The organism is Streptomyces sp. NPDC058653, assembly GCF_042716895.1.
Classification (GTDB): domain Bacteria; phylum Actinomycetota; class Actinomycetes; order Streptomycetales; family Streptomycetaceae; genus Streptomyces.
This window is the reverse complement of sequence record NZ_JBHXRM010000045.1, coordinates 19851-42176: the sequence shown is the minus strand read 5'-3', so window position 1 is coordinate 42176 and position 22326 is coordinate 19851. Positions and strand designations below refer to the sequence as shown.

The following is a 22326-nucleotide window of genomic DNA, read 5'->3' as shown; positions in this document are numbered from 1 at the left end:
CGTTGTCGCGGCGTCCTGTGATGCCTCAACATTCGTCTCCCAGGGGGTGCGGCCGCATCGGGCGAGTGCCGCATCTTCGCGGTCCGGAGGACTTAGGCGGACGGGCGGAGGGGCAGACGGACCGGGCGGGGCCTAAGGCCCCGCCCGGTGAGCACGGAATTCCTGCCCGAGCGGGCGCCGTGCCGGCCTCAGCCGACGGCCGGCGGGGCGGCCGGGGGCGGCTCGGGCAGGGAGACGAAGACGTCGAAGTACATACCGACGGCGATCAGCAGGCCGATCGCGGCGAGCGAGATTCCGGCCACGGCGAAGGGGCGTACCCAGCTCTTGCGCTGCGGCAGAACGAGTGCGACCAGGCCGATGAGGAGGGCCAGTACCGCGAAGACGCCGTTGGTCAGGGCGATGGCGTGCCAGGCGTCGCCGTAGATCTCGGAGATCTGCTGTTCCGCGGTGCCGGTCTGGCCGAGGTCGATCTGGCCGACGAGTGTCTCGCGCTCGGAGATGACCTTGCCGGACCAGCTGCCGATCAGGCCGACGAGCGACAGCAGTACGGAGATGAGCGCCGTGGAGGCCGCGGCGAGCCCGCCGGAGGGCGAGGGGCTGTACTCAGGGTCCACCTCGTCGTCCAGCTCGTTGTCGGTCAGCTCGCCGTCGGTGAGCTCGCCGTCCGTCAGGTCTGCCTCGTCACCGGCGGCGCCCCCCGCAGGGCTCTCCCCAGGCTCTTTGGCCAGGGTCGGGCCCGGCGCGTCGTTCTTCTCGGCAGCATCGGCAGCAGCCGGAACGGCGCGCTCCGCCTCGTGGTCGCCGCTGTTGTCAGCGGTCTGCTCTGGCTTGGTCGTGGGGTTCATGCGCCGCACGCTAGGCGCCCCGTATGAGAGATCCATGAGAGTTCTCTCAAGCGGTGTTCCGTCGCCGCTCCGACCACTCCGGGGCGAGTACGGACCAGACCTCGTTGTCCTGCCGGACCCCGTGGCGCAGGCTGCTCTGACGCAGCACCCCGTCGCGCCGCATGCCGAGCCGTTCGGCGGTCCTGATGCTCGGCCCGTTGGCCGAGGAGACCACCCATTCCACCCGGTGGATGCCGCGCCGCTCGACCGCCCAGTCGATCAGCACCCGTACGGCGCGGGTCACCAGCCCCCGGCCCGTCACCCCCGGTTCGAGCCAGCAGCCGACCTCACAGGTGCCCTCCGCCGCGTCGAAGAGCCGGAACATCACGCCGCCGACGAGGGTGTCGTCCAGCCAGATTCCGTAGATCCGTCCGCCGTCGGCGGCTTGGCTCTGGGCGTATCGGACGAGCATGGCCCGCGCCGATTCGAGGTCGAACACCACCTCGCCGAGCCGCACGTGCCGGTCGACGAACTCCCGGGCGCGGTCCATGTGCGCGAGGAACTCCCCGGCCTGCCACGGCTCCAGCGGCCTCAGTTCCGCTCCGTCGTCACCCAGTGATGTCGCGAACATCGCACTCCTCCGGTCCGGTCGGCTCAGCTGCCCGCGCGGCCGGCTACCGCGGCAGGTGCTCCGCGGGCTCCTCGCGCCGCGCGGGGATCTTCCCAGACGTACGGCGGCGGGCGGCGGGCGCCTCGATGCTGATCCGCGGCAGCCAGCGGTCCAGCCGGCGCGGCAGCCACCAGTTGGCGCCGCCCAGCAGATGCATCAGGGCGGGCACGAGGAGCGTACGGAGGACGAAGGCGTCCAGGGCGACGGCTGCGGCCAGTCCGACGCCGAACATGGCGATCACACGGTCCCCGCTGAGGACGAAGGCGAGGAAGACCGAGATCATGATCACGGCGGCCGAGTTGATCACCCGGCCGGTCTCGGCGAGGCCGACCCGTACGGCCCGTCTGTTGTCGCCGGTCGCCAGCCACTCCTCGTACATCCGGCTGACCAGGAAGACCTGGTAGTCCATGGAGAGGCCGAAGAGGACCGAGACCATGATCACGGGCAGGAACGGCTCGATCGGGCCCGAGCTGCCGAGACCGAGGAGTTCGCTCCCCCATCCCCACTGGAAGATCGCGACGACGATCCCGAAGGAGGAGGCGACGGCCGCGACGTTCATCACCGCCGCCTTCAGTGGGATGCCGACGGAGCGGAAGGCGAGCAGGAGCAGCAGAGAGCCGAGAGAGACGACGACTCCGACGAACATCGGCAGTTTGCCGACGACGACCGCGGCGAAGTCGTCGTGGGCGGCCGTGACGCCGCCGACCGCCACGTCCAAGGAGGTGCCCTCCTCCGCGCGGGGCAGCACCTCCGTACGGAGGTGGTCGACGAGCTCGCTGGTCCTCTCCGACTGGGGGGCCGACTTCGGGACCACCGAGAGCAGGGCCCTGTCACCGCTGCCGCTGAAGACGATCGGTCCTACGGAGGCGACGTCAGCCGAATCGCGCAGGGTGTCCGGCAGTTGGTCCATCGCGAGACGGTCGTCGGCTCCGTCCAGTTCCGCGACGAGGGTCAGGGGGCCGTTGACGCCGGGGCCGAAGCCGTCGGCGAGCCGGTCGTACGCCTGCCGGGTGGTGCTGGCCACGGGGTTGTTGCCCTGGTCGGAGGTGCCCAGATGGAGCGAGAGGGTGGGCAGCGCGAGCACCACCATGACGACCACGGCCGCGGCGCCGAGCAGCCGGGGATGGCGTTCCACGAAGGCGGACCAGCGGGCGGCGAAGCCGGTGGGCGGGTCGGGCACCGGACCGTGTTCCGCGAGCCTGGCGCGTTCGCGGCGGCTCAGCGCGCGGCCGCCGGTGTACGAGAGCAGGGCGGGCAGCAGCGTCACGGACGCGGCGACCGTCAGCGCGACGGTGAGCGAGGCGGCGATCGCGACGCCGTTGAGGAAGTTGAGGCGCAGCACGAGCATGCCGAGCAGTGCGATACAGACGGTGGCCCCGGCGAAGACGACGGCGCGCCCCGTGGTGGTGACGGACTCGGTCGCGGCCTCGGTGACCGTCAGGCCCCGTTTGAGGCCCTTGCGGTGTCGGGTGACGAGGAAGAGCGCGTAGTCGATGCCGACGCCGAGGCCGACGAGCATGCCGAGCATGGGCGCGAAGTCGGCGACGGTCATGACGTGGCCGAGGAGCGCGATGCCCGCGTACGCCGTCCCGACGGACACCAGGGCGGTCGCGATGGGCAGCAGACTGGCCGCGAGGGACCCGAAGGCGAGGAAGAGGACCAGGGCGGCTATGGCGACGCCCACGATCTCGGCGAGGTGCGCCGTGGTGCCTTCGGTGAGGGCCGCCCCGCTGCCGCCGACGTCCACGTCGAGATCGCCGTTGGCCGCCTTCTTGGCGGTGTCGACGACGGCCTGTGCCTCGGCGGGGGGCATCTCGTCGGTCTGCTTGTCGTAGGTCACGACGGCGAAGGCGGTGCGGCCGTCCTCGCTGATCTGCCGGGCGCCCTCGCCGTCCTCGGGGCCCGTCGTCTGCGCGGGCGCCCGTTCGCCGCCGGTGACGGCGTAGGGGCTCGTGACGGACGCGACTCCGGGCAGCTTGGCGATGTCACCGAGCGTGAGGGTCATCTTCCGTTCGACGTCGCCCGCGCGGACGGAGCCCCGATCGGTGTGCCAGACCACGGTGTCGCTGTCGCCGCCGCGCCCGGGGAAGCCGCTCTCCAGGAGGTCGACGGCGTGGCCGGCCTCGGTGCCGGGAGCGTCGTAGTCGTTGGAGTACGACGTCCCGGCGACGACAGCGCCGGTGGCGGTGGAACCGAGGGCGAGCAGCCAGAGGAGTACGACCAGGAGCCGGTGCCTGACGCACCACCGCGCGACTGCTGCCAACGGTCTGCTCCCCTGCGATGGTCCGGAGAGCCAACTCTGTCATCGAATCGTGATCGTTTGCCCCTTTGGTGGGCTTCCTCACACGCCGATGACCTGGTGTTCGATCGAAGGGAGGGGAGAATTCCGGTTCAGCCGGAGACGCTCGGCTTCCCGTTCTCGATGTGACCCATCAGCCGCCGACGGAAGCCGCGGCCCGCCGTCACCTCGATGTCGTACCACCCGTGCGCGTCGGCCGCCGAGTGCACGACATGGCGGCTGCGCCCCGGCTTGACCGTGAACTCCCGCTTCCAGTCGCGGAGATCGGCCTCGTCGGCGTACCCGAGCGAGCGCACCGTGAAGGTGACGGGCAGATCGCCCTCATTACGGAGGGTGAGGTGCAGATCGCGGTCGTGGTGGTCGAGGGACGAGGTGAGCTCGGCGCCGCGGCCCGAGACGGGGCCGGCGAACTCGCGGCGGAATCCGTTGGGCCCGGTGATCGTGAACCGGTAGGCGTCACCCGTAAGGGGCACCGTCCACTGTGCCGTGCCCCTTACGTCGCGGTGCTGCGGGGCGTCGAACTCGCCGGCGTACGGATAGAGCGCGAAGTGCGCACTGGCGCGCCCGGTGTTCCGCAGTTCGAGCTGGAGGACACGCGACCCGGCGCGGCCGGCCAGTGTGCCGTGGGCGTCCGGCTGGTACGGCAGCGGCCGTGCGGGGCGGGTACCGGGCTCCTGCACCGGCATCCGCTGCACCGCCGGCGGTACGGGCCGCCAGCGCCCGGTGAACGGCGGGACGGCCCCGGGCTGCTCGACGTCCGGCCTCGGCCGGCTCCGGTCGAAGTCGAAGGCGGACGTCAGGTCGCCGGTGACGGCGCGCCGCCACGGCGTGATGTTGGGCTCCCGTACGCCGGTCCACTTCTCCAGGAAGCGGACGACCGAGGAGTGGTCGAAGACCTGCGAGCAGACGTAGCCGCCGACGGTCCAGGGTGAGACGACGAGCAGCGGCACGCGGATACCGAGCCCCGTGGGGAGCCCCTCCCAGCGCTCGTCCGGGTCGTCCACGGGCGGCACGGGCGGCGGGACATGGTCGAAGAAGCCGTCGTTCTCGTCGTAGTTGATCAGTACGACGGTGTGCCGCCAGACGTCCGGGTGCGCGCCGAGGGCGTCCAGCACCTGGTAGACGAGGCCGGCGCTGGCGACCGGCGAGGACGCGCCGGGGTGCTCGGAGTCGACCGCTGAGGGCACCAGGTACGACACCTCGGGCAGCTTCCCGGCGGCCACGTCGGCGCGGAAGGAGGCGGCGAGGGTGCCCGACTCGACGCGCCGCAGCCCGCGTTCGAAGAGGGACCGCTCATGGGCGGTGAGAGTCTCGACGCCTTCTTCGAGGGCGTCGAGGAGCCCGGCCCGTACGGCGGGGTCGTCGGTGTCGCGCACCGCGGCGTAGAAGGCTTCCATGTACGTGAAGCCGGCGCCGCCCTCCAGCTCCCGCGCCTTGGCGAGCGCCTTCCGCGCGATCTTCTTGAAGGAGGTGAAGAACTCGATGTTGTTGTCGGTGAAGTTCTCCCACTCGGTGTACGTCTTCCAGCTCCGCCCGGCCTTCTCCAGCCGCTCGGCGTAGGTGGGCCAGTCGTATCCGGGGTGGGTGCCCTCGTCGTACGCGTCGTTGCCGACGGCCCGCCGACCGTCCGCCTCGAAGCCGGTCCAGCCGCTCCAGAGGTGGTTGCGGTTGGGGCTGGTCGAGGTGTGGACCGACGAGTGGTAGGCGTCGCAGACGGTGAAGGTGTCGGCCAGCTCGTAGTGCAGCGGGATATCGGCGCGGTCGTAGTACGCCATGGTGGCCGGGGTCTTGGCGGAGATCCAGCGGTCCATCCAGCCGTTGTTCCAGGCCTTGGCGCCACCGCTCCAGGAGTGGTCGAGGTCGCCTATGTACTGAAGGTCCTTCTTCTGTGCCTCGGCGGCGTCGCGCACGGGGAAGGGCAGGACGGTGCCGGTGCCGGACGCGGCGGGCTGCTCGAACACGGGGCGGCCGGTGGGCAGTTCCACCGCGTTGCGGTCCCCGAAGCCCCGTACGCCGCGCAGCGTGCCGAAGTAGTGGTCGAACGACCGGTTCTCCTGCATGAGCACCACGACATGCCGGACGGCGTCCAGTCCCCCGGCCGGCGCCTCGGCGGCGATGGCGGCGCGCAGGGACGGCGGCAGTACGGAGCCCGCCGCGGCGGCACCGACGGCGCCACCTCCGAGCGCGAAGAGCCGTCGCCGTGAAATGTCCGTGGCCAAGAGATCCTCCCGAGTCAGGTGCTACCGCCGGAAGCTAGCCACCGCAGGTGGCGACGGGAAGACCCCGGGACGGCACGGCGATGAACGTCCGAGAGTCGCCCGTCCGGGCGGCGTCCGCCCCCGGGTCGGAGCGTCGGGTCCGCCGGATCCGTGGCGGGCGGGCGCCGCGTGACGCAAGCTGAACGGGTTCGGCGACCGCCACCTTTCCTCCTGGTCCCGCGGTCCCCGGACAGCTTCGACCGACGATGAACGAACCCATGAAGACGACAGGGACAACCTGCCCATGAATGTCTCCGTGTTCGGCGCCACAGGGCGTACCGGACAAGCCTTTCTCACCGCCGCCGCACGCGCCGGACACCGCACCACCGCACAGGTGCGGGAACCGGCCCGGCTCGGCCCCGCCCCCGTCGACCGGGTGGTGACCGGCAGCCCCTTCGACGAGAGCGCGGTGGCCGACGCCCTCACCGGCGCCGACGCCGCGGTGATCGCCTTCGGTCTCAAGGGCAACCGGACGACGCCCCTTTACTCGCGGGGCACCGAACTGATCGTGGAGGCGATGCGGAAGCTGGCCGTACGGCGGCTGATCGTCGTCTCGGAGGCCGGATACGGGCCCCATGTACGCGGTCTCTCGGGCCGTACCATCGCCGCCCTCTACCGCGCCACGGCGCGGCCCCTCCTGCGGGAGAGGGAGGCCCAGGACGCGGTGATCCTCACCAGCGGCCTGGACTGGACCGTCGTACGGTCCGGGGTGCTGCACCACGGGCCGGCGCGCGGAAACCGTCCGCGCGCCTTCACGCCCTATCGGGGGCTCGCGCCCCGTACGACCTACGCCGACCTCGCGGACCTGCTGCTGGACGCGCTGGACGACCCGGCCACGTACGGGCGGGATCTCTACCCGTAGCCGCTCCGGGGGGCGATCAGCTCTCCTGCGGCACGATCTCGCGCAGGTCCTGGGCGTAGTGGGCGATCGCCTTTCGGTACGTCCGCACCCCCGGGTCCTCGCTGGTCGTGGCGAGCAGTTCCAGCAGGATCCGCGTCGCCTCGTCGTGCTCGCCGGTGTTGAAGAGCGCCATGGCGAGGAAGGTCCGCAGGGCGCCGTCGCCGGGGAACTCCGCCAGCCCGCCCCGCAGCGTCCGGACCGCCTCCTCGTACCGGCCGAGGATCCGGAAGGTGCTGCCGAGGCCCACGAGCGCGCCGAGGCGGTCGCCGGCCGAGAGGTCGGCGCCGGCCAGGGCGCGTTCGTAGTACGCGACGGCCTCGGCCTCCAGGCCGAGGACGTCGTGGGTCCAGGCGGTCTGATAGGCGACCTCGGCGTCGTCCGGGTGCCGGTCGGCGAGGGCCACCAGCCGGTCCCTGGCCTGTTCCGCTTCCCCCCGTGCGCGCAGGTCGACGCCTTCCGCCAGAAGCTCGTCCCTGCTCTTCGTCGTCATGCGGGGATTGTCGCACCGGCGGGGACGCCCACGGCTCCCCAGGCCCCGGCGGCGGTCAGCTCGGGTAGGGCCACACCAGCAGGACGGGGCACGGCGCGTGGTCGACCACGAAACGGGACTCCGGGCCGAGGCTGTGCGGGCCCGGCCGGTCGCGGTCGCCGTCGCGCGCGCAGATCAGCAGGTCGACGTCGGCCGCCGCGCGGACGACCTCCTCCTGGGGACGGCCGTGCCGGTCGAGCAGTTCGCAGGGGCGGCCGAGGCGGTGCGCGGCCTTCTCGAGGAGGTCGGCGCCCGCGACTCCGGCCAGTGCCTCCAGCCGGGTGCCGGGGTCGCGCTCGGGTCCGTGGCCACGGCCGAGCAGCCCCGCGTACGCGCGGTGCGCCTCTTCGACGATCTCGTCGTCGCCGACGTGCAGCAGGACGACATGGTCGTCGGGGGCCCGGTCACGGGCGGCGTCGACGCAGGCGGGCCAGGTGGAGGGACTGATCCAGACGAGGGCGGTTGTCTTCACGTCGGTCACAACTGGAGGGTGCCCCACAGGGCAACGGTCGAAGCGATCAGCGTCGCGGGCACGGTGAGCAGACCGAGCCGGGTGAACTGCCCCAGGGAGGGCGCCGCGTCGTGTTCGTGCAGGACACGGCGCCAGAGCAGGGTGGCGAGGGAACCCACGTAGGTGAGGTTGGGCCCCAGATTCACCCCGATGAGCGCGGCGAGCACGGGGCCGGGGCCCGCGGGCGCGACGACGGGCAGCAGGGCGAGGATCGCGGGCAGGTTGTTGATCACATTGGCCAGGAGGGCGGCGACGCCGGCGATGGCGAGGAGGGTGGTGAGGGATTCACCGCCCGGGAGGATCCGGCTGATCCCGGTGTCGAGCCCGTTGTCCAGGACGGCCTTGACGACGATGCCGAGCGCGAGCACGAAGAGGCAGAACAGCGGCGACGCGGCGCGGAGGAGCGCGAGCGGGGTGGTACGCCGTCGGCGCAGCGCGCGGGCGGCGAGCACCGCCGTACCGGCGAAGGCCGCCCACAGCGGTTCGATGCCGAGGAGGGAGGTGACGGCGAACGCCACGAGTGTCAGGCCGAGGACGACGAGGGTGAAGGTCGGTACGGCGCGCGACTCGACCTCCTTGGGAGGGTGCGCCCCCGCGGCGAGGTCGGTGGCGAAGAAGCGGCGCAGGACGACGTACTCGACGGCGATCGCGGCCAGCCAGGGGAGGGCCATGAGCATGGCGAACCGGGTGAAGGAGAGACCGCTGGCGGTGAACGCGAGGAGGTTGGTGAGGTTGGAGACGGGGAGCAGGAGTGACGCGGAGTTCGCGAGGTGGGTGCAGGCGTAGACGTGCGGGCGGGGATGGGCCCCGACGCGGCTCGCGGTGACGAAGACGACGGGTGTGAGGAGGACGACCGTCGCGTCGAGGCTGAGTACGGCGGTGGTGACGGCGGCGACGCCGAACACGCCGCCGAGCAGCCGGCGCGGACGGCCGCCGCAGAGACGGGCGACGAGGTCGCCGGCCGCTTGGAACAGGCCGTCGTCGTCGCAGAGTTGGGCCAGTACGAGAATCGCGGCGAGGAACCCGACGACGGGCAGCAGGCTGTGCGTCTGGTCCCACGCGTCGGCGGGAGAGACGGCGCCGAGTAGGACGACGAGACCGGCGGCGGGGACGGCCACGACGGCTTCGGGCAGACCTCTGGGTCGCACGACGGCGAAGGCGAGTACGCCGAGGAGCAACCCGACGGACACGATCTCGGCGACGAGGCTGTTCACGGGCGGCGCCTGGGGGCTGGTGGGCGGACGGATCGTTCGTACGACGCGAAGCGCTGCGCGCGACGCCGCCCCAACTTACGGTCCCGGCGCCGGTGTCCCCGACGACACCCCCTGGAACGCCACTGCCGGGCCGTCGGCGACGTGCTCGACGAGGGGTGTGCGGGCCGGACGGGGTCTCTGCGGGGGGGGCCGGGCCGTGGACCACGCCCCGTCGCCCGGCGCTATCGAACCACGCCGACACGACTACGGCGCCCCGCCATCGTGACGGCCGGCGCGCCGAACGAGAGGCACTGGACCACCGTGACCGGTGGACCCGTCTCCACGACGACAAGAGTGAGCCGGACCGGGACCGAGCACCGCCCTCCGGACCAGGCCCACGGTGCGCGGCACCATCGAACGACCCCGACACCACAGGTGGTCCCACCCGCGACCGCCCGTTCGTGACACCGAGATACTGCCCCGACCCGGGGACGGGGCGCCGGCGGACTCCCCCGACGCCCCTGGCGGGGCCGGGCACCGCCCCCCGGGCCACGCCCACGGCGCACGCCGCCATCGAACGACCCCGACACCACTGCTGGTCCCGCCGCCGCGACGGCCCGTTCGTGACACCGAGGCGGTGCCCGGGGCCGGCGCGCCGGACGAAGGAGAGTAAGCCCGCCTCTACGACGGCAAGTGAGTGGGGCCGGGCGCCGCCCTCCGGGCCACGCCTGCGGCGCACGGCACCATCGAACGACCCCGACACCACCGGCGGCCCCGTCCCCGCGACCGCCCGTTCGTAGCGTCGGAACGGTGCCCCGGCCCGGGGCCGGCGGGACCGGCATCCGCTCCCGGTGCCCGTCGGCATCCGGCTGTTACGGGGCCGAGCCCGCCAGGGTCGGCCCCCGTCTCAGCCCTCCGCGCCCAGGCGTTCCAGGATCAGTTCGCGGACCCGTGCCGCGTCCGCCTGGCCGCGGGTGGCCTTCATGACCGCTCCCACCAGTGCGCCCGCCGCCGCGATCTTGCCCGAGCGGATCTTGTCCGCGATCGCCGGGTTCGCCGCGATCGCCTCGTCCACCGCTGTACCGAGCGCGCCCTCGTCGGAGACGACCTTCAGACCGCGCTTCTCGACGACGGTGTCCGGGTCGCCCTCGCCCGCGAGGACGCCTTCCAGGACCTGCCGGGCCAGCTTGTCGTTCAGATCGCCCGAGGCCACCAGCTCGGCCACCCTGGCCACCTGCGCCGGGACGATCGGGAGCGCCGCGAGGTCCGTGGACGTCTCGTTCGCGCTGCGCGCCAGCTCGCCCATCCACCACTTGCGCGCCTGGTCGGCCGGGGCGCCCGCCTCGATCGTGGCGGTGATCAGGTCGACCGCGCCCGCGTTGAGCATCGACTGCATGTCGTGCTCCGAGACGCCCCACTCCTCGCGCAGCCGGTTGCGGCGCAGCCGGGGCAGCTCCGGCAGCCCGCCCCGCAGCTCCTCCACCCACTCGCGCGGGGGCGCGATCGGGACGAGGTCCGGCTCGGGGAAGTAGCGGTAGTCCTCCGCCTCCTCCTTCACCCGGCCGGGCGTCGTGGAACCGTCCTCCTCGTGGAAGTGACGGGTCTCCTGGATGATCGTCCCGCCGCTGTCGAGAACCGCGGCATGCCGCTGGATCTCATAGCGCGCGGCCCGCTCCACGCTGCGGAGCGAGTTGACGTTCTTCGTCTCCGAGCGAGTGCCGAACTTGGTCCGGCCGTGCGGCCGCAGCGACAGGTTGACGTCGCAGCGCATCTGGCCCTGCTCCATCCGGGCCTCGGAGACGTCCAGCGCCTTGATCAGCTCGCGCAGCTCCGCGACGTACGCCTTCGCGACCTCCGGCGCACGCGCCCCGGCGCCCTCGATCGGCTTGGTGACGATCTCGATGAGCGGGATGCCGGCGCGGTTGTAGTCCAGCAGGGAGTGGGACGCGCCGTGGATACGGCCGGTGGCGCCGCCGACGTGCAGCGACTTGCCGGTGTCCTCCTCCATGTGGGCGCGCTCGATCTCCACACGGAAGATCTCGCCGTCGTCCAGCTGGACGTCCAGATAGCCGTTGTAGGCGATCGGCTCGTCGTACTGCGAGGTCTGGAAGTTCTTCGGCATGTCCGGGTAGAAGTAGTTCTTCCGGGCGAACCGGCACCACTCCGCGATCTCGCAGTTCAGCGCGAGACCGATCTTGACGGCGGACTCGACGCCGATCGCGTTGACGACCGGAAGCGCCCCCGGCATGCCGAGACAGGTGGGGCACGTCTGCGAGTTGGGAGCGGCGCCGAGCTCGGTGGAGCAGCCGCAGAACATCTTCGTACGGGTGCCGAGCTCGACATGGACCTCCAGGCCCATGACGGGGTCGTACGTCGCGAGAGCGTCGTCGTACGGGACGAGCGACACGTGTTCAGTGACGGTCACGGTGAAACTTTCCCTCTCTGCGGGCTCAGCCCAGCAGGACGTCGTCGTCGCCCAGCCGCTTCAGCTCGCGGTAGAGCAGGGCGAGGCCGGTGACGATGGCGGCGGCGGAGACGGCGGCGTCGATCAGCCGCAGCGTGTCGTTGTCCTGGCGGGCCAGCTTGGCCTGCTTGGCGACGCTGATCGCTCCGAAAGCGGTCGTGCCGATCGACAGGTACACGCCGGACTTGGACTTCTTGAAGTTCTTGGCCTTCTTGGTCATTGCGCTCATAGCGACGGTGCCTCCTCCAACAGCGGGTGTCCCCAGCGTTCCACGAACGCCGCCTCGACCGCGGCGCCTACCCGGTAGAGACGGTCGTCCTTCATCGCTGGAGCGATGATCTGCAGTCCGACCGGGAGACCGTCCTCCGGCGCCAGTCCGCAGGGCAGCGACATGGCGGCGTTTCCGGCCAGGTTGGTCGGGATGGTGCACAGATCGGAAAGGTACATCGCCATGGGGTCGTCGGCGCGTTCACCGATCGGGAAGGCGGTGGTCGGCGTGGTGGGCGAGACGATCACGTCCACCTGCTCGAAGGCCTTCTCGAAGTCCCGGACGATCAGGGTGCGGACCTTCTGCGCCGAGCCGTAGTAGGCGTCGTAGTAGCCGGAGCTGAGCGCGTACGTGCCGAGCATGATGCGCCGCTTGACCTCGTCGCCGAAGCCCGCCTCCCTGGTGAGGGCGGTGACGTCCTCGGCCGAACGGGTGCCGTCGTCCCCGACCCGCAGGCCGTAGCGCATGGCGTCGAAGCGCGCGAGGTTGGAGGAGCACTCGGAAGGCGCGATCAGGTAGTACGCCGAGAGGCCGAGGTCGAAGGACGGGCAGTCCAGCTCGACCACCTCCGCGCCGAGCTCCTTGAGGAGGTCGACGGCCTCGGAGAACCGCTGCATGACGCCGGCCTGGTAGTGCTCGCCGGAGAACTGCCGGACGACGCCGACGCGCATCCCGTCGACGCTGCCGTTGCGGGCGGCCTCGACCACCGGCGGGACCGGGGCGTCGATGGAGGTCGAGTCGAGCGGGTCGTGGCCGCCGATGACCTCGTGGAGGAGGGCCGCGTCCAGGACCGTACGGGCGCAGGGGCCGCCCTGGTCGAGCGAGGACGAGAAGGCGACCATGCCGTAGCGGGAGACGCCGCCGTAGGTGGGCTTGACGCCGACCGTGCCGGTGACGGACGCGGGCTGGCGGATCGAGCCGCCGGTGTCCGTGCCGATGGCCAGCGGTGCCTCGTACGCGGCCAGGGAGGCCGACGAGCCGCCGCCCGAGCCGCCGGGGATACGGGTGAGGTCCCAGGGGTTGCCCGTGGTGCCGTAGGCGCTGTTCTCCGTCGACGACCCCATGGCGAACTCGTCCATGTTGGTCTTGCCGAGGATGACGACACCGGCCTCCTTGAGGCGCCGGGTGACCGTCGCGTCGTACGGCGGGATCCAGCCTTCGAGGATCTTGGAGCCGACGGTGGTCGGGATGCCCTCGGTGGTGAAGATGTCCTTGAGCGCGAGGGGGACGCCGGCGAGCGGGCCGAGCTTCTCGCCCCTGGCCCTCTGTTCGTCGACGGCGCGGGCCTGCGCGAGGGCGCCCTCGCGGTCGACGTGCAGGAAGGCGTGGACCTTCTCGTCGACGGCCTCGATACGGGCGAGGTGGGCCTCGGTGACCTCGACGGCGGTCAGTTCGCCGGAGGCGATCCTCCCGGCGATCTCGGCGGCCGTGAGCCGGATGATGTCGGTCTTGATGTCCGTCATGGCTGTTAGTCCTCCCCCAGGATCTGCGGCACCTTGAAACGCCGCTGCTCCTGGGCCGGGGCGCCGGAGAGCGCCTGCTCGGGGGTGAGCGACGGGCGTACCTCGTCCGCGCGCATGACGTTGGTCAGCGGCAGCGGGTGGGAGGTCGGCGGAACGTCTTGGTCGGCGACCTCGGATACGCGGGCGACCGCGCCGATGATGTCGTCGAGCTGACCGGCGAAGTGATCGAGCTCTTCGTCCTTCAGCTCCAGACGCGCCAGCCGTGCGAGGTGGGCGACCTCCTCGCGCGTGATGCCAGGCATGCAGCGATCCTCTGGGTGAGTGTCGGGATTTTGGCCCAATCCTATGGGGCACGACACCGTGCCAACGAAACGGTTTCCCGTCGCGGGCTTCCGTCCCGGTCGCCTGCGGGGCTCTCGCGGCGCTCTGTTACTGGACGACGCGGCTGGAGGGGTCCGACGCGTCGGTGCGCGGCGGCTCCAGGGCGGGTGCGGGCGGCGGGCGGTGCCAGCCGGTCTCACCGCGGGCCAGCAGCCAGGACGTCGCCTCGTGCGGGGGCATCGCGGCGGCCACGAGCCAGCCCTGGACGGCGTCGCAGCCCAGGTCGCGCAGGCGCTCCCAGGTCTCGTCGTCCTCGACGCCCTCGGCGACGACCACCAGGCCCAGCGAGTGCGCCAGGTCGATCGTGCAGCGGACGATCTCCGCGTCCTCGTTGTCGATCGCGAGGCGGGCCACGAACGAACGGTCGATCTTCAGTTCACTCACCGGGAGACGGCGCAGATGCACCAGCGACGAGTAGCCCGTGCCGAAGTCGTCGAGGGACATCTTCACGCCGTGGCCCGTCAGGCCCGCCAGGGTGTCGGCGGCCCGCTGCGGGTCCTCCAGCAGGACGTGCTCGGTTATCTCCAGCTGGAGCGCGCCGGCCGGGACACCGTGCCGGGCGAGCCGGGCGGCGACCGCGCCGGCGAAGCCGGGGGTGTGGACGTCGCGCGGCGAGACGTTGACGGCGACCGGCACGAACAGGCCCTGGGCGCGCCAGCGGGCGACCTGGGCGAGGGCCGATTCCAGTACGTACTCGGTGAGATAGGGCATCAGGCCCGAGGACTCGGCGATCGCGATGAACTCGTCCGGGGGCACTCTCCCCCGGTCGGGATGCACCCACCGTACGAGCGCCTCCAGACCGACGACCTGACCGTCGAAGCGGACCTTGGGCTGGTAGTGCAGCTCCACGTCGCCCGCGTCGAGCGCGCGCCGCAGATCGCCCAACAGGCCGAGGCGGTCGGGGGTGTTGGAGTCCCGCTTGGACTCGTACACCTCCACGCCCGTGCGGTCCCGCTTGGCCTGGTACATCGCGACGTCGGCCCGCTGGAGCAGCCCTTCGGCGTCGACCGCGTGCTCGGGGTAGACGGCGACGCCGGCGCTGGCCTCCAGGACGAGCGTCAGACCGTCCAGGTCGAGCGGCGAGGACAGTTCGGCCGCGAGATGGCGGGCGACGCGCTGCGCGCTGGTCGTGGAGTCGACCAGCGGCAGCAGTACGGCGAACTCGTCACCGCCGAGCCGCGCGGCCTCCGCTCCGCGCGGCAGGGCCAGCTTGAGCCGCTCCGCTATCTGCAACAGGAGTCTGTCGCCCGCGAGATGACCGAGTGTGTCGTTGACCGACCGGAACCGGTCGAGGTCGATCAGCACCAGCGCGGAGCGCGCGCCGAGGGTCTTGGCCTCCTCCAGCGCCGTCCAGGTCCGCTCCAGGAGCCACTGCCGGTTGGGCAGCCCGGTCAGCGGGTCGCGCAGCTGCTCCTCGGCCCGTGCCCTGGCGATCCAGAGCGTGGAGTCGAGGGCGATCAGCGGGACGGCGAACAGGGGCAGCACCACGGGTCTGGAGACGGCGACGACGCAGATCAGGGGGGTGATTCCGAGCAGCGCGACGGCGAGCAGGCTCTGCCGCAGCAGGGCCGTACGGGCGACGGTCGGCAGGCCGCTGCCCTGCGGGGTCAGCGAATACCACAGGAGCAGCCGGGTCACCACCAGATACGCCCCCGCCGCCAGCACGATCTCCGGGACGGTGCCGATCCCCCAGTGGAGGGGCTGCCAGGGCTTCGCGACGGTCGGTACGTCGCCGAAGGCGAGCAGGACCAGCGCCGCCGCGCCGATGCCGAGGATGTCCACGGCGCCGTGCAGCGCGCCCTGGCGCCAGCGGTGCCGGCGCGCGATGCCGACCAGTACCACGACGGCGAGGCTGACGAGGCCGGCGGCCACCCAGCCGTACAGAAGGAGGACCGCGAGGGTGAGGGCGGCGCCGGAGCCGGTGCCGCCCCACCAGCGGTCGCGGCCGAGCGCGACGAGATGGCCGACGACGATGCCGGTGAGGATGGCGAGCGACCAGCCGGTGGTGCCGTCCGGGAAGAGCGCCCGGCCGTTCCGGACCTGCAGGACGATGCCGAGGGCCAGCACGAAGGCGGCGAGTCCCACCACGACGAGGGCCACTGCTGCCGACGTGCCTCCAACTCCCGCGAATGCGCGCGGGCGTGAGACCGGGGCGGCGCTCTCGGTCGGTTTCATTCCCGTCCCTCTCACAGCCGGCAGTGCCGTTACCACGCGATGGCACGTTGTCATGCCACCACGACTGATTTCCCACACGCAGCCGTGCACGACAGGCGTACCCCTCAACAGTAGGCCGCGAACGGCGTCGGCGGGCAGCGCTCTACCGCTGTTGCCCGAATGCAACCCGCCCTTCCGTATCCATCTGGTATGCGCCGAACGGGTGACCTACAAGGGCGCGTTGTGCCCGTTCGGTCACTCCTTCCGACCCTTCGCGGACGCTCCGTCAGCCGTCTCGGGGGCGTCCTTGGCCGATTCCGCCCGAGCTTCCTCCGCGGGCTCAGGTGCCTGTACGGCGGCCTCCCGCGCCGCGTCGGGGCCTTCGGAGAGCAGAACGGCGAATCCCGCCTCGTCGAGCACCGGCACCTTCAGCTGCATCGCCTTGTCGAACTTCGAACCGGGGTTCTCACCGACCACCACGAAGGCCGTCTTCTTCGACACGGCGCCCGTGACCTTCGCTCCGAGCGTCTGGAGCGCCTCTTTCGCGCCATCCCTGGTGTGATTTTCGAGCGTGCCCGTTACGACGACGGTGAGGCCCGCCAGCGGGCGCGGCCCCTGGTCCTCGTCGGAGCCCTCGTCCTCCGTCCGGACCCCGGCCTCGCGCCACTTGCGCAGGATCTCTTGGTGCCAGTCGACCGTGAACCATTCCTTGAGCGAGGCGGCGATGATCGGACCGACACCCTCGACGGCGGCCAGCTCCTCCTCCGCGGCCTGCTCGATACGGTCCAGGGACCGGAACTCCCTGGCCAGAGCGACCGAGGCGACCGGTCCCACGTGCCGGATGGAGAGCCCGGTGAGGAAGCGGGCCAGCGGGCGCTGTTTGGCCTCCTCGATGTGCGCCAGCATCGCCACCGCGTTCTTGCGGGGACCGCCCTCCTTGTTGGTGAAGGGGGTGGCGATCTTCTCCTCGCCGGTCTCCGGGTCGCGCTTGGGCAGACCGGTGTCCTTGTCGAGCACGTACGCGGTGATGGGCAGCAGTTGGTCGATGGTGAGGGAGAAGAGGTCGCCCTCGTTGAGCACCGGCGGTGTCGAGGGCTCCAGCGGGCCGGTCAGCGCGGCGGCCGTCACATAGCCGAAGTTCTCGATGTCCAGACAGTTGCGGCCGGCGAGATAGAACAGCCGCTCCCGCAACTGAGCGGGGCAGGAACGGGCGTTGGGGCAGCGGAGGTCGATGTCGCCCTCCTTCATGGCCTGGAGGCCCGTACCGCACTCCGGGCACACCGCCGGCATCTCGAACTCGCGCTCGCTGCCGTCCCGCAGGTCCACGACCGGGCCGAGGATCTCCGGGATGACGTCGCCCGCCTTGCGCAGCACGACCGTGTCACCGATGAGGACGCCCTTGGCCTTCACCACCTCCTGGTTGTGGAGGGTGGCGAACTCGACCTCGGAGCCCGCGACCAGGACCGGCTCGACCTGCGCGTACGGGGTGACCCGCCCCGTACGCCCGACACCGACGCGGATGTTCACCAGCTTGGTGTTGACCTCCTCCGGCGCGTACTTCCAGGCGATCGCCCAGCGCGGGGCGCGGGAGGTGGAGCCGAGTCTCCCCTGGAGGGCGATCTCGTCCAGCTTGACGACCACGCCGTCGATCTCGTGCTCCACGGAGTGCCGGTTGTCACCGAAGTAGGTGATGAACTCCCGTACTCCGGCGAGGTCGTCGACGACCCTGTTGTGCCGGGCCGTCGGCAGGCCCCACTCCTCCAGCAGCCCGTACGCGTGCGAGAGGCGGTCAATGTCGAAGCCCTGCCGGGCGCCGATGCCGTGCACGACCATGTGCAGCGGCCGGGAGGCCGTGATCCGGGGGTCCTTCTGGCGCAGCGAACCCGCCGCAGCGTTGCGCGGGTTGGCGAACGGCTTGTCGCCGGCCTCGACCAGCCGGGCGTTGAGCTCCTGGAAGGCCTCCATCGGGAAGTAGACCTCGCCGCGGATCTCGACCAGCTCGGGGACCCGGTCGCCCTTCAGCCGGTGCGGGATCTCCGCGATCGTACGGACGTTGGGCGTGATGTCCTCGCCGGTGCGGCCGTCGCCGCGGGTCGCGGCGCGGGTGAGTCTGCCCTGCTCGTAGGTGAGATTGACGGCCAGTCCGTCCACCTTCAGCTCGCACAGCAGGTGGTAGCCCGGGGCCCCGACGTCCCGGGCGACCCGCTCCGCCCAGGCGGCCAGCTCCTCGTCGTCGAACGCGTTGTCCAGCGAGAGCATGCGCTCGCGGTGCTCGACCGCGGTGAACTCCGTCTCGTACGCCCCCGCGACCTTCTGGGTCGGCGAGTCGGGCGTGCGCAGCTCGGGATACCGCTCCTCCAGCGCCTCCAGGTCGCGCAGCAACGTGTCGAACTCGCCGTCGCTGACGACCGGCTGGTCCTTCACGTAATAGCGGAACCGGTGCTCCTCGACCTGCTCGGCGAGGTGCGCGTGCCGCTCCCGCGCGTCCGCGGGCACTGCCGTCTGCTGTTCGCCAGCCACCGTTTCGTCCTCCCGTTCCACCGCGTACCGCGATTGCCGCGATCAGCGCGAGCCAAGTCCCGCCAATGTCACTCAGGGTTGTCCGCGAGGGATCGCGCGGCCCTGACACAGTGCTCCATGGCGGCACGGGCATACGCGGGCGAAGCACCCGCAAGCCCGCACGCCGGAGTGATCACCACGGACTCCGCCAGAATCCCCGGATCCAGCCCCAGCCTGCGCCACAGCGTTCTGATACCCATGACGCTACCTCCAGGGTCCGACAATGAGGCGTCCGTGCCGGGCACCACCCCGGCGAGCAGTCTCACGCCGTCCTCCACCGCCTCGCCGATGACGTCGTCGTCACGCTCGGTGAGCAGCGAGAAGTCGAACGACACGGCCGCGGCCTCCGCACGTCGCAGCAGCGCGAAGGGCACGTCGGCGGCGCAGGAGTGCACGAGGGCGGGTCCCTCGTTGGCCCGCATCACCTGGCGCAGCGCGTCCTCGACGACCTGCCGGTCGACCGCCCGGTGGGTGCGGTAGCCGCTGGCCGTCCTGATCTGTCCGCGCAGGACGGCGGTGAGGGACGGCTCGTCGAGCTGGAGCACCGGGCGGGCGCCGGGCACCCTGCGCCGTACGTCGGCGAGATGCGCCGTCAGCCCTTCCACCAGGGACCCGGTGAGATCGCGGCAGGCCCCGGGATCGCTGAGCGCGGACTCGCCGTTGCGCAGCTCCAGAGCCGCGGCGAGCGTCCACGGGCCGACGACCTGGATCTTGAGCGGGCCCTCGTACCCCTGGGTGAACTCCTCCAGCGCGTCGAGATCCTCGCCGAGCCAGGACCAGGACCGCCGGGTGTCGCGGCCGGGGCGGTCGCCGATGCGCCAGCCGCTGGGCTCCACGCGGGCGAAGACCTCGACGAGGAGGCCGACGGTCCGGCCGATCATGTCGGCGCCGGGGCCGCGCGCGGGCAGTTCGGCGAGGTGCGGGAAGTCCTCGAAGGTGCCGGTGACGGCCTTGGCCGTCTCGCGGGCGTCGTCGCCCGGCATGGACCCGACGCCGGTGGCGGCGCCCCACAGGGGCTTCGCCGGGGCGTCGCTCGCGGTCTCGTCCGTCCCACGGCCCGGTCCGGACCGGTTGTCGAAGCCGTGGTCGGACCGGTGGTCGGTGTCGTTCATCGTCCCGGCCGCACCGTCAGGTCGTTGATCTCCGCGTCGCGCGGCAGATCGAGGGCGGTGAGGATCGTCGTCGCGACCGACTCGGGGTCGATCCAGCGGGGGGCGTCGTACTCCTTGCCCTCCTGCCGGTGCACCTTGACCTGCATGGGTGTGGCCGTACGGCCGGGATAGACCGAGGTGACCCGTACGCCGTGCGGCCTCTCCTCCTGACGGAGGGCGTCGGCGAGCGCCTTGAGGCCGTGCTTGGAGGCGGCGTACGCGCCCCACATGGCGTGGGCGTTCAGACCGGCTCCCGAGTTGACGAAGATCACCTGGCCCTTGGCGGCGCGCAGTTGGGGCAGGAAGAGACGGGTCAGCTCGGCCGGCGCGACCAGGTTCACGTTCAGCTGACCGGTCCACAGCTTGGTGGTCAGCTCGGCGACCGGGCCGAGGTCGACGACGCCCGCGAAGTGCAGGAGCGAGTCCAGCCGGTCGGGGAGCGTCTGGTGGGACAGCGCCCAGGAGAGCCTGTCGGGGGTCGCGAGATCGCCGACGAGCGTACGGGCGCCGGGGAAGTCACCGGCGAGTTCCTTGGCGCGGCCGGCGTCGCGGGCGAAGAGCAGCAGGTCGTCGCCGCGCTCATGGAGCCGGCGCGCGACGGCGGCGCCGATGCCCGAGCCGGCGCCGGTGATCAGATGGGTAGCCATGGGGTCATGTTCGCATCACCCCACGGCGCGCCCGTACGGCCCTGCCGAGGCCCCGCCCGGCACCCGCCGGCACCCCGTGCCGGGGTCAGGGCATCCCGGCCGACTCCTCCAGATAGGCGAGCGCGCCCACCGCCTCCTCCGCGAAGAAGACCAGGTCGGTGAGGGGCACCGGGAGGAAGCCCTCGCTGTCCATCCTCAGGAACTGCTCCTTGAGCCCGTCGTAGAAGCCCGCCGTGTTGAGCAGCACCACGGGCTTGTCGTGCAGGCCGTGCTTCTTCAGCTCCAGGATCTCGGTCGCCTCGTCCAGCGTGCCCGTACCGCCGACCATGATCACGACAGCGTCGGACTTGGCGAGTAGCAGCCTCTTGCGCTCGGCGAGGTCCTCGGCGATCACCATCTCGTCCGCCCGCGCCCGCACGGAGGCGCCCAGGAAACCGACGGAGACGCCCACGAGACGCCCGCCAGCCTGCTCCACCCCGTCGGCGACGACCTTCATCAGGCCCACGTCGGACCCGCCCCAGACGAGCGTGTGACCGCCCTTGCCGAGGAGTTCGGCGAATTCGCGGGCGGGGCGGGTGTAGCGCTCGTCCAGGTCGGCGGCGGAGAGGAAGACACAGATTCTCATGACCTCACGGTAACCGGGTGACCTCCTTGGGAAGAGGGCGTGCCCGGCCGTTGCTGACGGTAGAAGGCACCAGCACGAGCAGCGGGACCGAGTTCACCGAAGGAGCGGATCGCCATGGCCAAGGGCCACACCATCACTGTCGAGCAGGGCACCGAGCACGTCCGGGTCGTACGCGACGGACAGGTCGTCGCGGACAGCCACCGCCCGTTGCTGCTGCACGAGACCGGACTGCCCGTCCGTTACTACCTGCCGCCGGAGGACGTACGCACGGAGCTGCTGACGCCTTCGGACACCTCCACGCACTGCCCGTTCAAGGGCGACGCCTCCTACTGGTCACTGCCGGACGCGCCCGACCTCGTGTGGGCGTATCCCGAGCCGAAGGACGAAGTCGCCCGGATCAAGGGCCACTTCTGCTTCTACGAGACCGAGGTCGTCGCGGACTGAGTCACGGCTCCGGGCGGGCCGGCGGAGGGCCCGGAGAAAAAAGTTTCCCCGATTTCCGCTCACCGGCGATGAGTTCCGGTGAGCGCTCCGGTCTCCCCTCGTATGGACCAAGTGGGCAAGGCGAAGTCGGGTGACGGCACCCTCATCGCATACCGGCGGACGGGCGGCGACGGGCCTCCGGTGATCGTGGTGGGAGGGGCGTTCAGCACGGCGGCCGCGGAGGCGCCGCTGGCGGCGCTCCTCGCACCGCGCTTCAGTGTGATCACGTACGACCGGCGGGGGCGCGGCGGCAGTGGCGACACGGCGCCGTACTCGGTGGAGCGCGAGGTCGAGGACATCGCCGCCCTCCTTACGGAGGCGGGCGGCGACGCGTCGGTGTACGGGATGTCGTCGGGCGCCGCGCTGGCGCTGGAGGCCGCCGCGTCGGGGCTGCCGATCACCCAACTCGCCGTGTACGAGCCTCCGTACGACACGGGCGCGGCCGACAGCACCGACAAATCGGCCTACACGGCACGGCTGGGCGGCCTGCTGGCGCGGGGGCGGCGGGACGAGGCGGTGGAGTTGTTCCTGTCGGTGGTCGGTGTGCCGCCCGACGTGGTGGCGGTGATGCGCCGCGCGGAGATGTGGCGGGGCATGACGGCGCTGGCTCACACCCTGGCGTACGACGACGCGGTGGTGGGCCCCGGGCCGGTGCCCACGGAACGGCTCGCACGGGTCACGGCGCGGGTGATGGTCGTCGACGGGGGCGCGAGCCCGCCGCCGACGCGGGTGGCGGCGCGGGCGGTGGCCCGGGCGCTGCCGCGCGGGCGGCACCGCACCCTGACGGGCCAGGTCCACGAGGTGGCGCCGCATGTGCTGGCGCCGGTCCTCGAAGAGTATTTCGCGGCGGCGGCGTGAGGCCGGCGGCTGAGGTAGGAGCAGAGGCGGCGGACCCGGAGCCGATACGCATGGTGACGGGCGCCATGCTCGCCGCCCAGGCCCGTCG

At 71.6% G+C, this 22326-nt stretch carries 19 protein-coding genes; 3 read left to right on the top strand and 16 right to left on the bottom strand.

Annotated features, from left to right (window positions below):
- Positions 1-188: 188 nt before the first annotated feature.
- The 4 genes from ACFWU9_RS29880 to ACFWU9_RS29865 all read right to left on the bottom strand — a co-directional run bounded on the left by ACFWU9_RS29880 (position 189) and on the right by ACFWU9_RS29865 (position 6012).
- Complete coding sequence (locus tag ACFWU9_RS29880) at positions 189-845, bottom strand: hypothetical protein (protein WP_384323923.1); 657 nt, start codon at positions 843-845, stop codon at positions 189-191.
- A 46-nt stretch (positions 846-891) separates the two neighbouring features.
- A complete protein-coding gene (locus ACFWU9_RS29875; protein WP_384323921.1) occupies positions 892-1455 on the bottom strand; it encodes a GNAT family N-acetyltransferase in 564 nt (187 codons plus the stop codon).
- 43 nt (positions 1456-1498) lie between these two features.
- Positions 1499-3757: an MMPL family transporter gene (locus ACFWU9_RS29870; protein WP_384323919.1), complete on the bottom strand. Its 2259-nt coding sequence runs from the start codon at positions 3755-3757 to the stop codon at positions 1499-1501.
- 128 nt (positions 3758-3885) lie between these two features.
- The gene (locus ACFWU9_RS29865) at positions 3886-6012 is read right to left on the bottom strand and encodes a phosphocholine-specific phospholipase C (RefSeq protein ID WP_384323917.1); all 2127 of its coding nucleotides are present in this window, start codon (positions 6010-6012) and stop codon (positions 3886-3888) included.
- Positions 6013-6295: 283 nt separating this feature from the next.
- Between ACFWU9_RS29865 and ACFWU9_RS29860 the strand changes: the two genes are divergently transcribed.
- Complete coding sequence (locus ACFWU9_RS29860) at positions 6296-6913, top strand: NAD(P)-dependent oxidoreductase (protein ID WP_384323915.1); 618 nt, start codon at positions 6296-6298, stop codon at positions 6911-6913.
- Positions 6914-6929: 16 nt separating this feature from the next.
- Here the strand turns inward: ACFWU9_RS29860 and ACFWU9_RS29855 are convergent, their stop codons facing one another.
- The 12 genes from ACFWU9_RS29855 to ACFWU9_RS29800 form a co-directional block, all read right to left on the bottom strand.
- On the bottom strand, positions 6930-7442 hold the full coding sequence (locus ACFWU9_RS29855) for a tetratricopeptide repeat protein (protein ID WP_384323913.1): 513 nt from the start codon (positions 7440-7442) through the stop codon (positions 6930-6932).
- Positions 7443-7497: 55 nt separating this feature from the next.
- Positions 7498-7953: a universal stress protein gene (locus ACFWU9_RS29850; protein ID WP_384323968.1), complete on the bottom strand. Its 456-nt coding sequence runs from the start codon at positions 7951-7953 to the stop codon at positions 7498-7500.
- A 5-nt stretch (positions 7954-7958) separates the two neighbouring features.
- Positions 7959-9206 carry an arsenic transporter gene (locus ACFWU9_RS29845; protein ID WP_384323911.1) on the bottom strand — a complete coding sequence of 416 codons (1248 nt, stop codon included), beginning with the start codon at positions 9204-9206 and terminating at the stop codon, positions 7959-7961.
- Between the two features lie 886 nt (positions 9207-10092).
- A complete protein-coding gene (gene gatB, locus ACFWU9_RS29840; RefSeq protein ID WP_384323909.1) occupies positions 10093-11610 on the bottom strand; it encodes an Asp-tRNA(Asn)/Glu-tRNA(Gln) amidotransferase subunit GatB in 1518 nt (505 codons plus the stop codon).
- 25 nt (positions 11611-11635) lie between these two features.
- Positions 11636-11878 (bottom strand): hypothetical protein, encoded by a 243-nt coding sequence (locus tag ACFWU9_RS29835; RefSeq protein WP_384323907.1) that lies wholly within the window; start codon positions 11876-11878, stop codon positions 11636-11638.
- On the bottom strand, positions 11875-13380 hold the full coding sequence (gene gatA, locus ACFWU9_RS29830) for an Asp-tRNA(Asn)/Glu-tRNA(Gln) amidotransferase subunit GatA (RefSeq protein ID WP_384323905.1): 1506 nt from the start codon (positions 13378-13380) through the stop codon (positions 11875-11877). The genes ACFWU9_RS29835 and gatA overlap by 4 nt, the downstream gene beginning before the upstream one ends.
- A 5-nt stretch (positions 13381-13385) precedes the next feature.
- Positions 13386-13682 carry an Asp-tRNA(Asn)/Glu-tRNA(Gln) amidotransferase subunit GatC gene (gatC, locus tag ACFWU9_RS29825; RefSeq protein ID WP_362776649.1) on the bottom strand — a complete coding sequence of 99 codons (297 nt, stop codon included), beginning with the start codon at positions 13680-13682 and terminating at the stop codon, positions 13386-13388.
- A 127-nt stretch (positions 13683-13809) separates the two neighbouring features.
- The gene (locus ACFWU9_RS29820; RefSeq protein ID WP_384323903.1) at positions 13810-15936 is read right to left on the bottom strand and encodes a putative bifunctional diguanylate cyclase/phosphodiesterase; all 2127 of its coding nucleotides are present in this window, start codon (positions 15934-15936) and stop codon (positions 13810-13812) included.
- A 234-nt stretch (positions 15937-16170) separates the two neighbouring features.
- Complete coding sequence (gene ligA / locus ACFWU9_RS29815) at positions 16171-18435, bottom strand: NAD-dependent DNA ligase LigA (protein WP_384323901.1); 2265 nt, start codon at positions 18433-18435, stop codon at positions 16171-16173.
- 68 nt (positions 18436-18503) lie between these two features.
- Positions 18504-19586 (bottom strand): methionine synthase, encoded by a 1083-nt coding sequence (locus tag ACFWU9_RS29810; RefSeq protein ID WP_384323900.1) that lies wholly within the window; start codon positions 19584-19586, stop codon positions 18504-18506.
- Complete coding sequence (locus ACFWU9_RS29805; RefSeq protein WP_384323898.1) at positions 19583-20272, bottom strand: SDR family oxidoreductase; 690 nt, start codon at positions 20270-20272, stop codon at positions 19583-19585. Before ACFWU9_RS29805 ends, ACFWU9_RS29810 begins: the two co-directional genes overlap by 4 nt.
- A gap of 85 nt (positions 20273-20357) precedes the next feature.
- The gene (locus ACFWU9_RS29800) at positions 20358-20897 is read right to left on the bottom strand and encodes a TIGR00730 family Rossman fold protein (protein WP_384323896.1); all 540 of its coding nucleotides are present in this window, start codon (positions 20895-20897) and stop codon (positions 20358-20360) included.
- A 114-nt stretch (positions 20898-21011) separates the two neighbouring features.
- On the opposite strand from ACFWU9_RS29800, the gene ACFWU9_RS29795 reads away from it, so the two are divergent.
- Positions 21012-21341: a DUF427 domain-containing protein gene (locus ACFWU9_RS29795; protein WP_384323894.1), complete on the top strand. Its 330-nt coding sequence runs from the start codon at positions 21012-21014 to the stop codon at positions 21339-21341.
- Positions 21342-21452: 111 nt separating this feature from the next.
- The gene (locus tag ACFWU9_RS29790) at positions 21453-22238 is read left to right on the top strand and encodes an alpha/beta fold hydrolase (RefSeq protein ID WP_384323966.1); all 786 of its coding nucleotides are present in this window, start codon (positions 21453-21455) and stop codon (positions 22236-22238) included.
- The last annotated feature ends 88 nt before the right edge of the window (positions 22239-22326 follow it).

Bases quoted from the DNA above. Each gene is read 5' to 3' on its own strand.
- ACFWU9_RS29855 (WP_384323913.1), bottom strand. From the start codon at position 7,442: ATGACGACGAAGAGCAGGGACGAGCTTCTGGCGGAAGGCGTCGACCTG.
- ACFWU9_RS29805 (WP_384323898.1), bottom strand. From the start codon at position 20,272: ATGGCTACCCATCTGATCACCGGCGCCGGCTCGGGCATCGGCGCCGCC.
- gatA (WP_384323905.1), bottom strand. From the start codon at position 13,380: ATGACGGACATCAAGACCGACATCATCCGGCTCACGGCCGCCGAGATC.
- ACFWU9_RS29800 (WP_384323896.1), bottom strand. From the start codon at position 20,897: ATGAGAATCTGTGTCTTCCTCTCCGCCGCCGACCTGGACGAGCGCTAC.
- ACFWU9_RS29795 (WP_384323894.1), top strand. From the start codon at position 21,012: ATGGCCAAGGGCCACACCATCACTGTCGAGCAGGGCACCGAGCACGTC.
- ACFWU9_RS29810 (WP_384323900.1), bottom strand. From the start codon at position 19,586: ATGAACGACACCGACCACCGGTCCGACCACGGCTTCGACAACCGGTCC.
- ACFWU9_RS29860 (WP_384323915.1), top strand. From the start codon at position 6,296: ATGAATGTCTCCGTGTTCGGCGCCACAGGGCGTACCGGACAAGCCTTT.
- ACFWU9_RS29875 (WP_384323921.1), bottom strand. From the start codon at position 1,455: ATGTTCGCGACATCACTGGGTGACGACGGAGCGGAACTGAGGCCGCTG.
- ACFWU9_RS29820 (WP_384323903.1), bottom strand. From the start codon at position 15,936: ATGAAACCGACCGAGAGCGCCGCCCCGGTCTCACGCCCGCGCGCATTC.
- ACFWU9_RS29835 (WP_384323907.1), bottom strand. From the start codon at position 11,878: ATGAGCGCAATGACCAAGAAGGCCAAGAACTTCAAGAAGTCCAAGTCC.
- ACFWU9_RS29880 (WP_384323923.1), bottom strand. From the start codon at position 845: ATGAACCCCACGACCAAGCCAGAGCAGACCGCTGACAACAGCGGCGAC.
- gatC (WP_362776649.1), bottom strand. From the start codon at position 13,682: ATGCCTGGCATCACGCGCGAGGAGGTCGCCCACCTCGCACGGCTGGCG.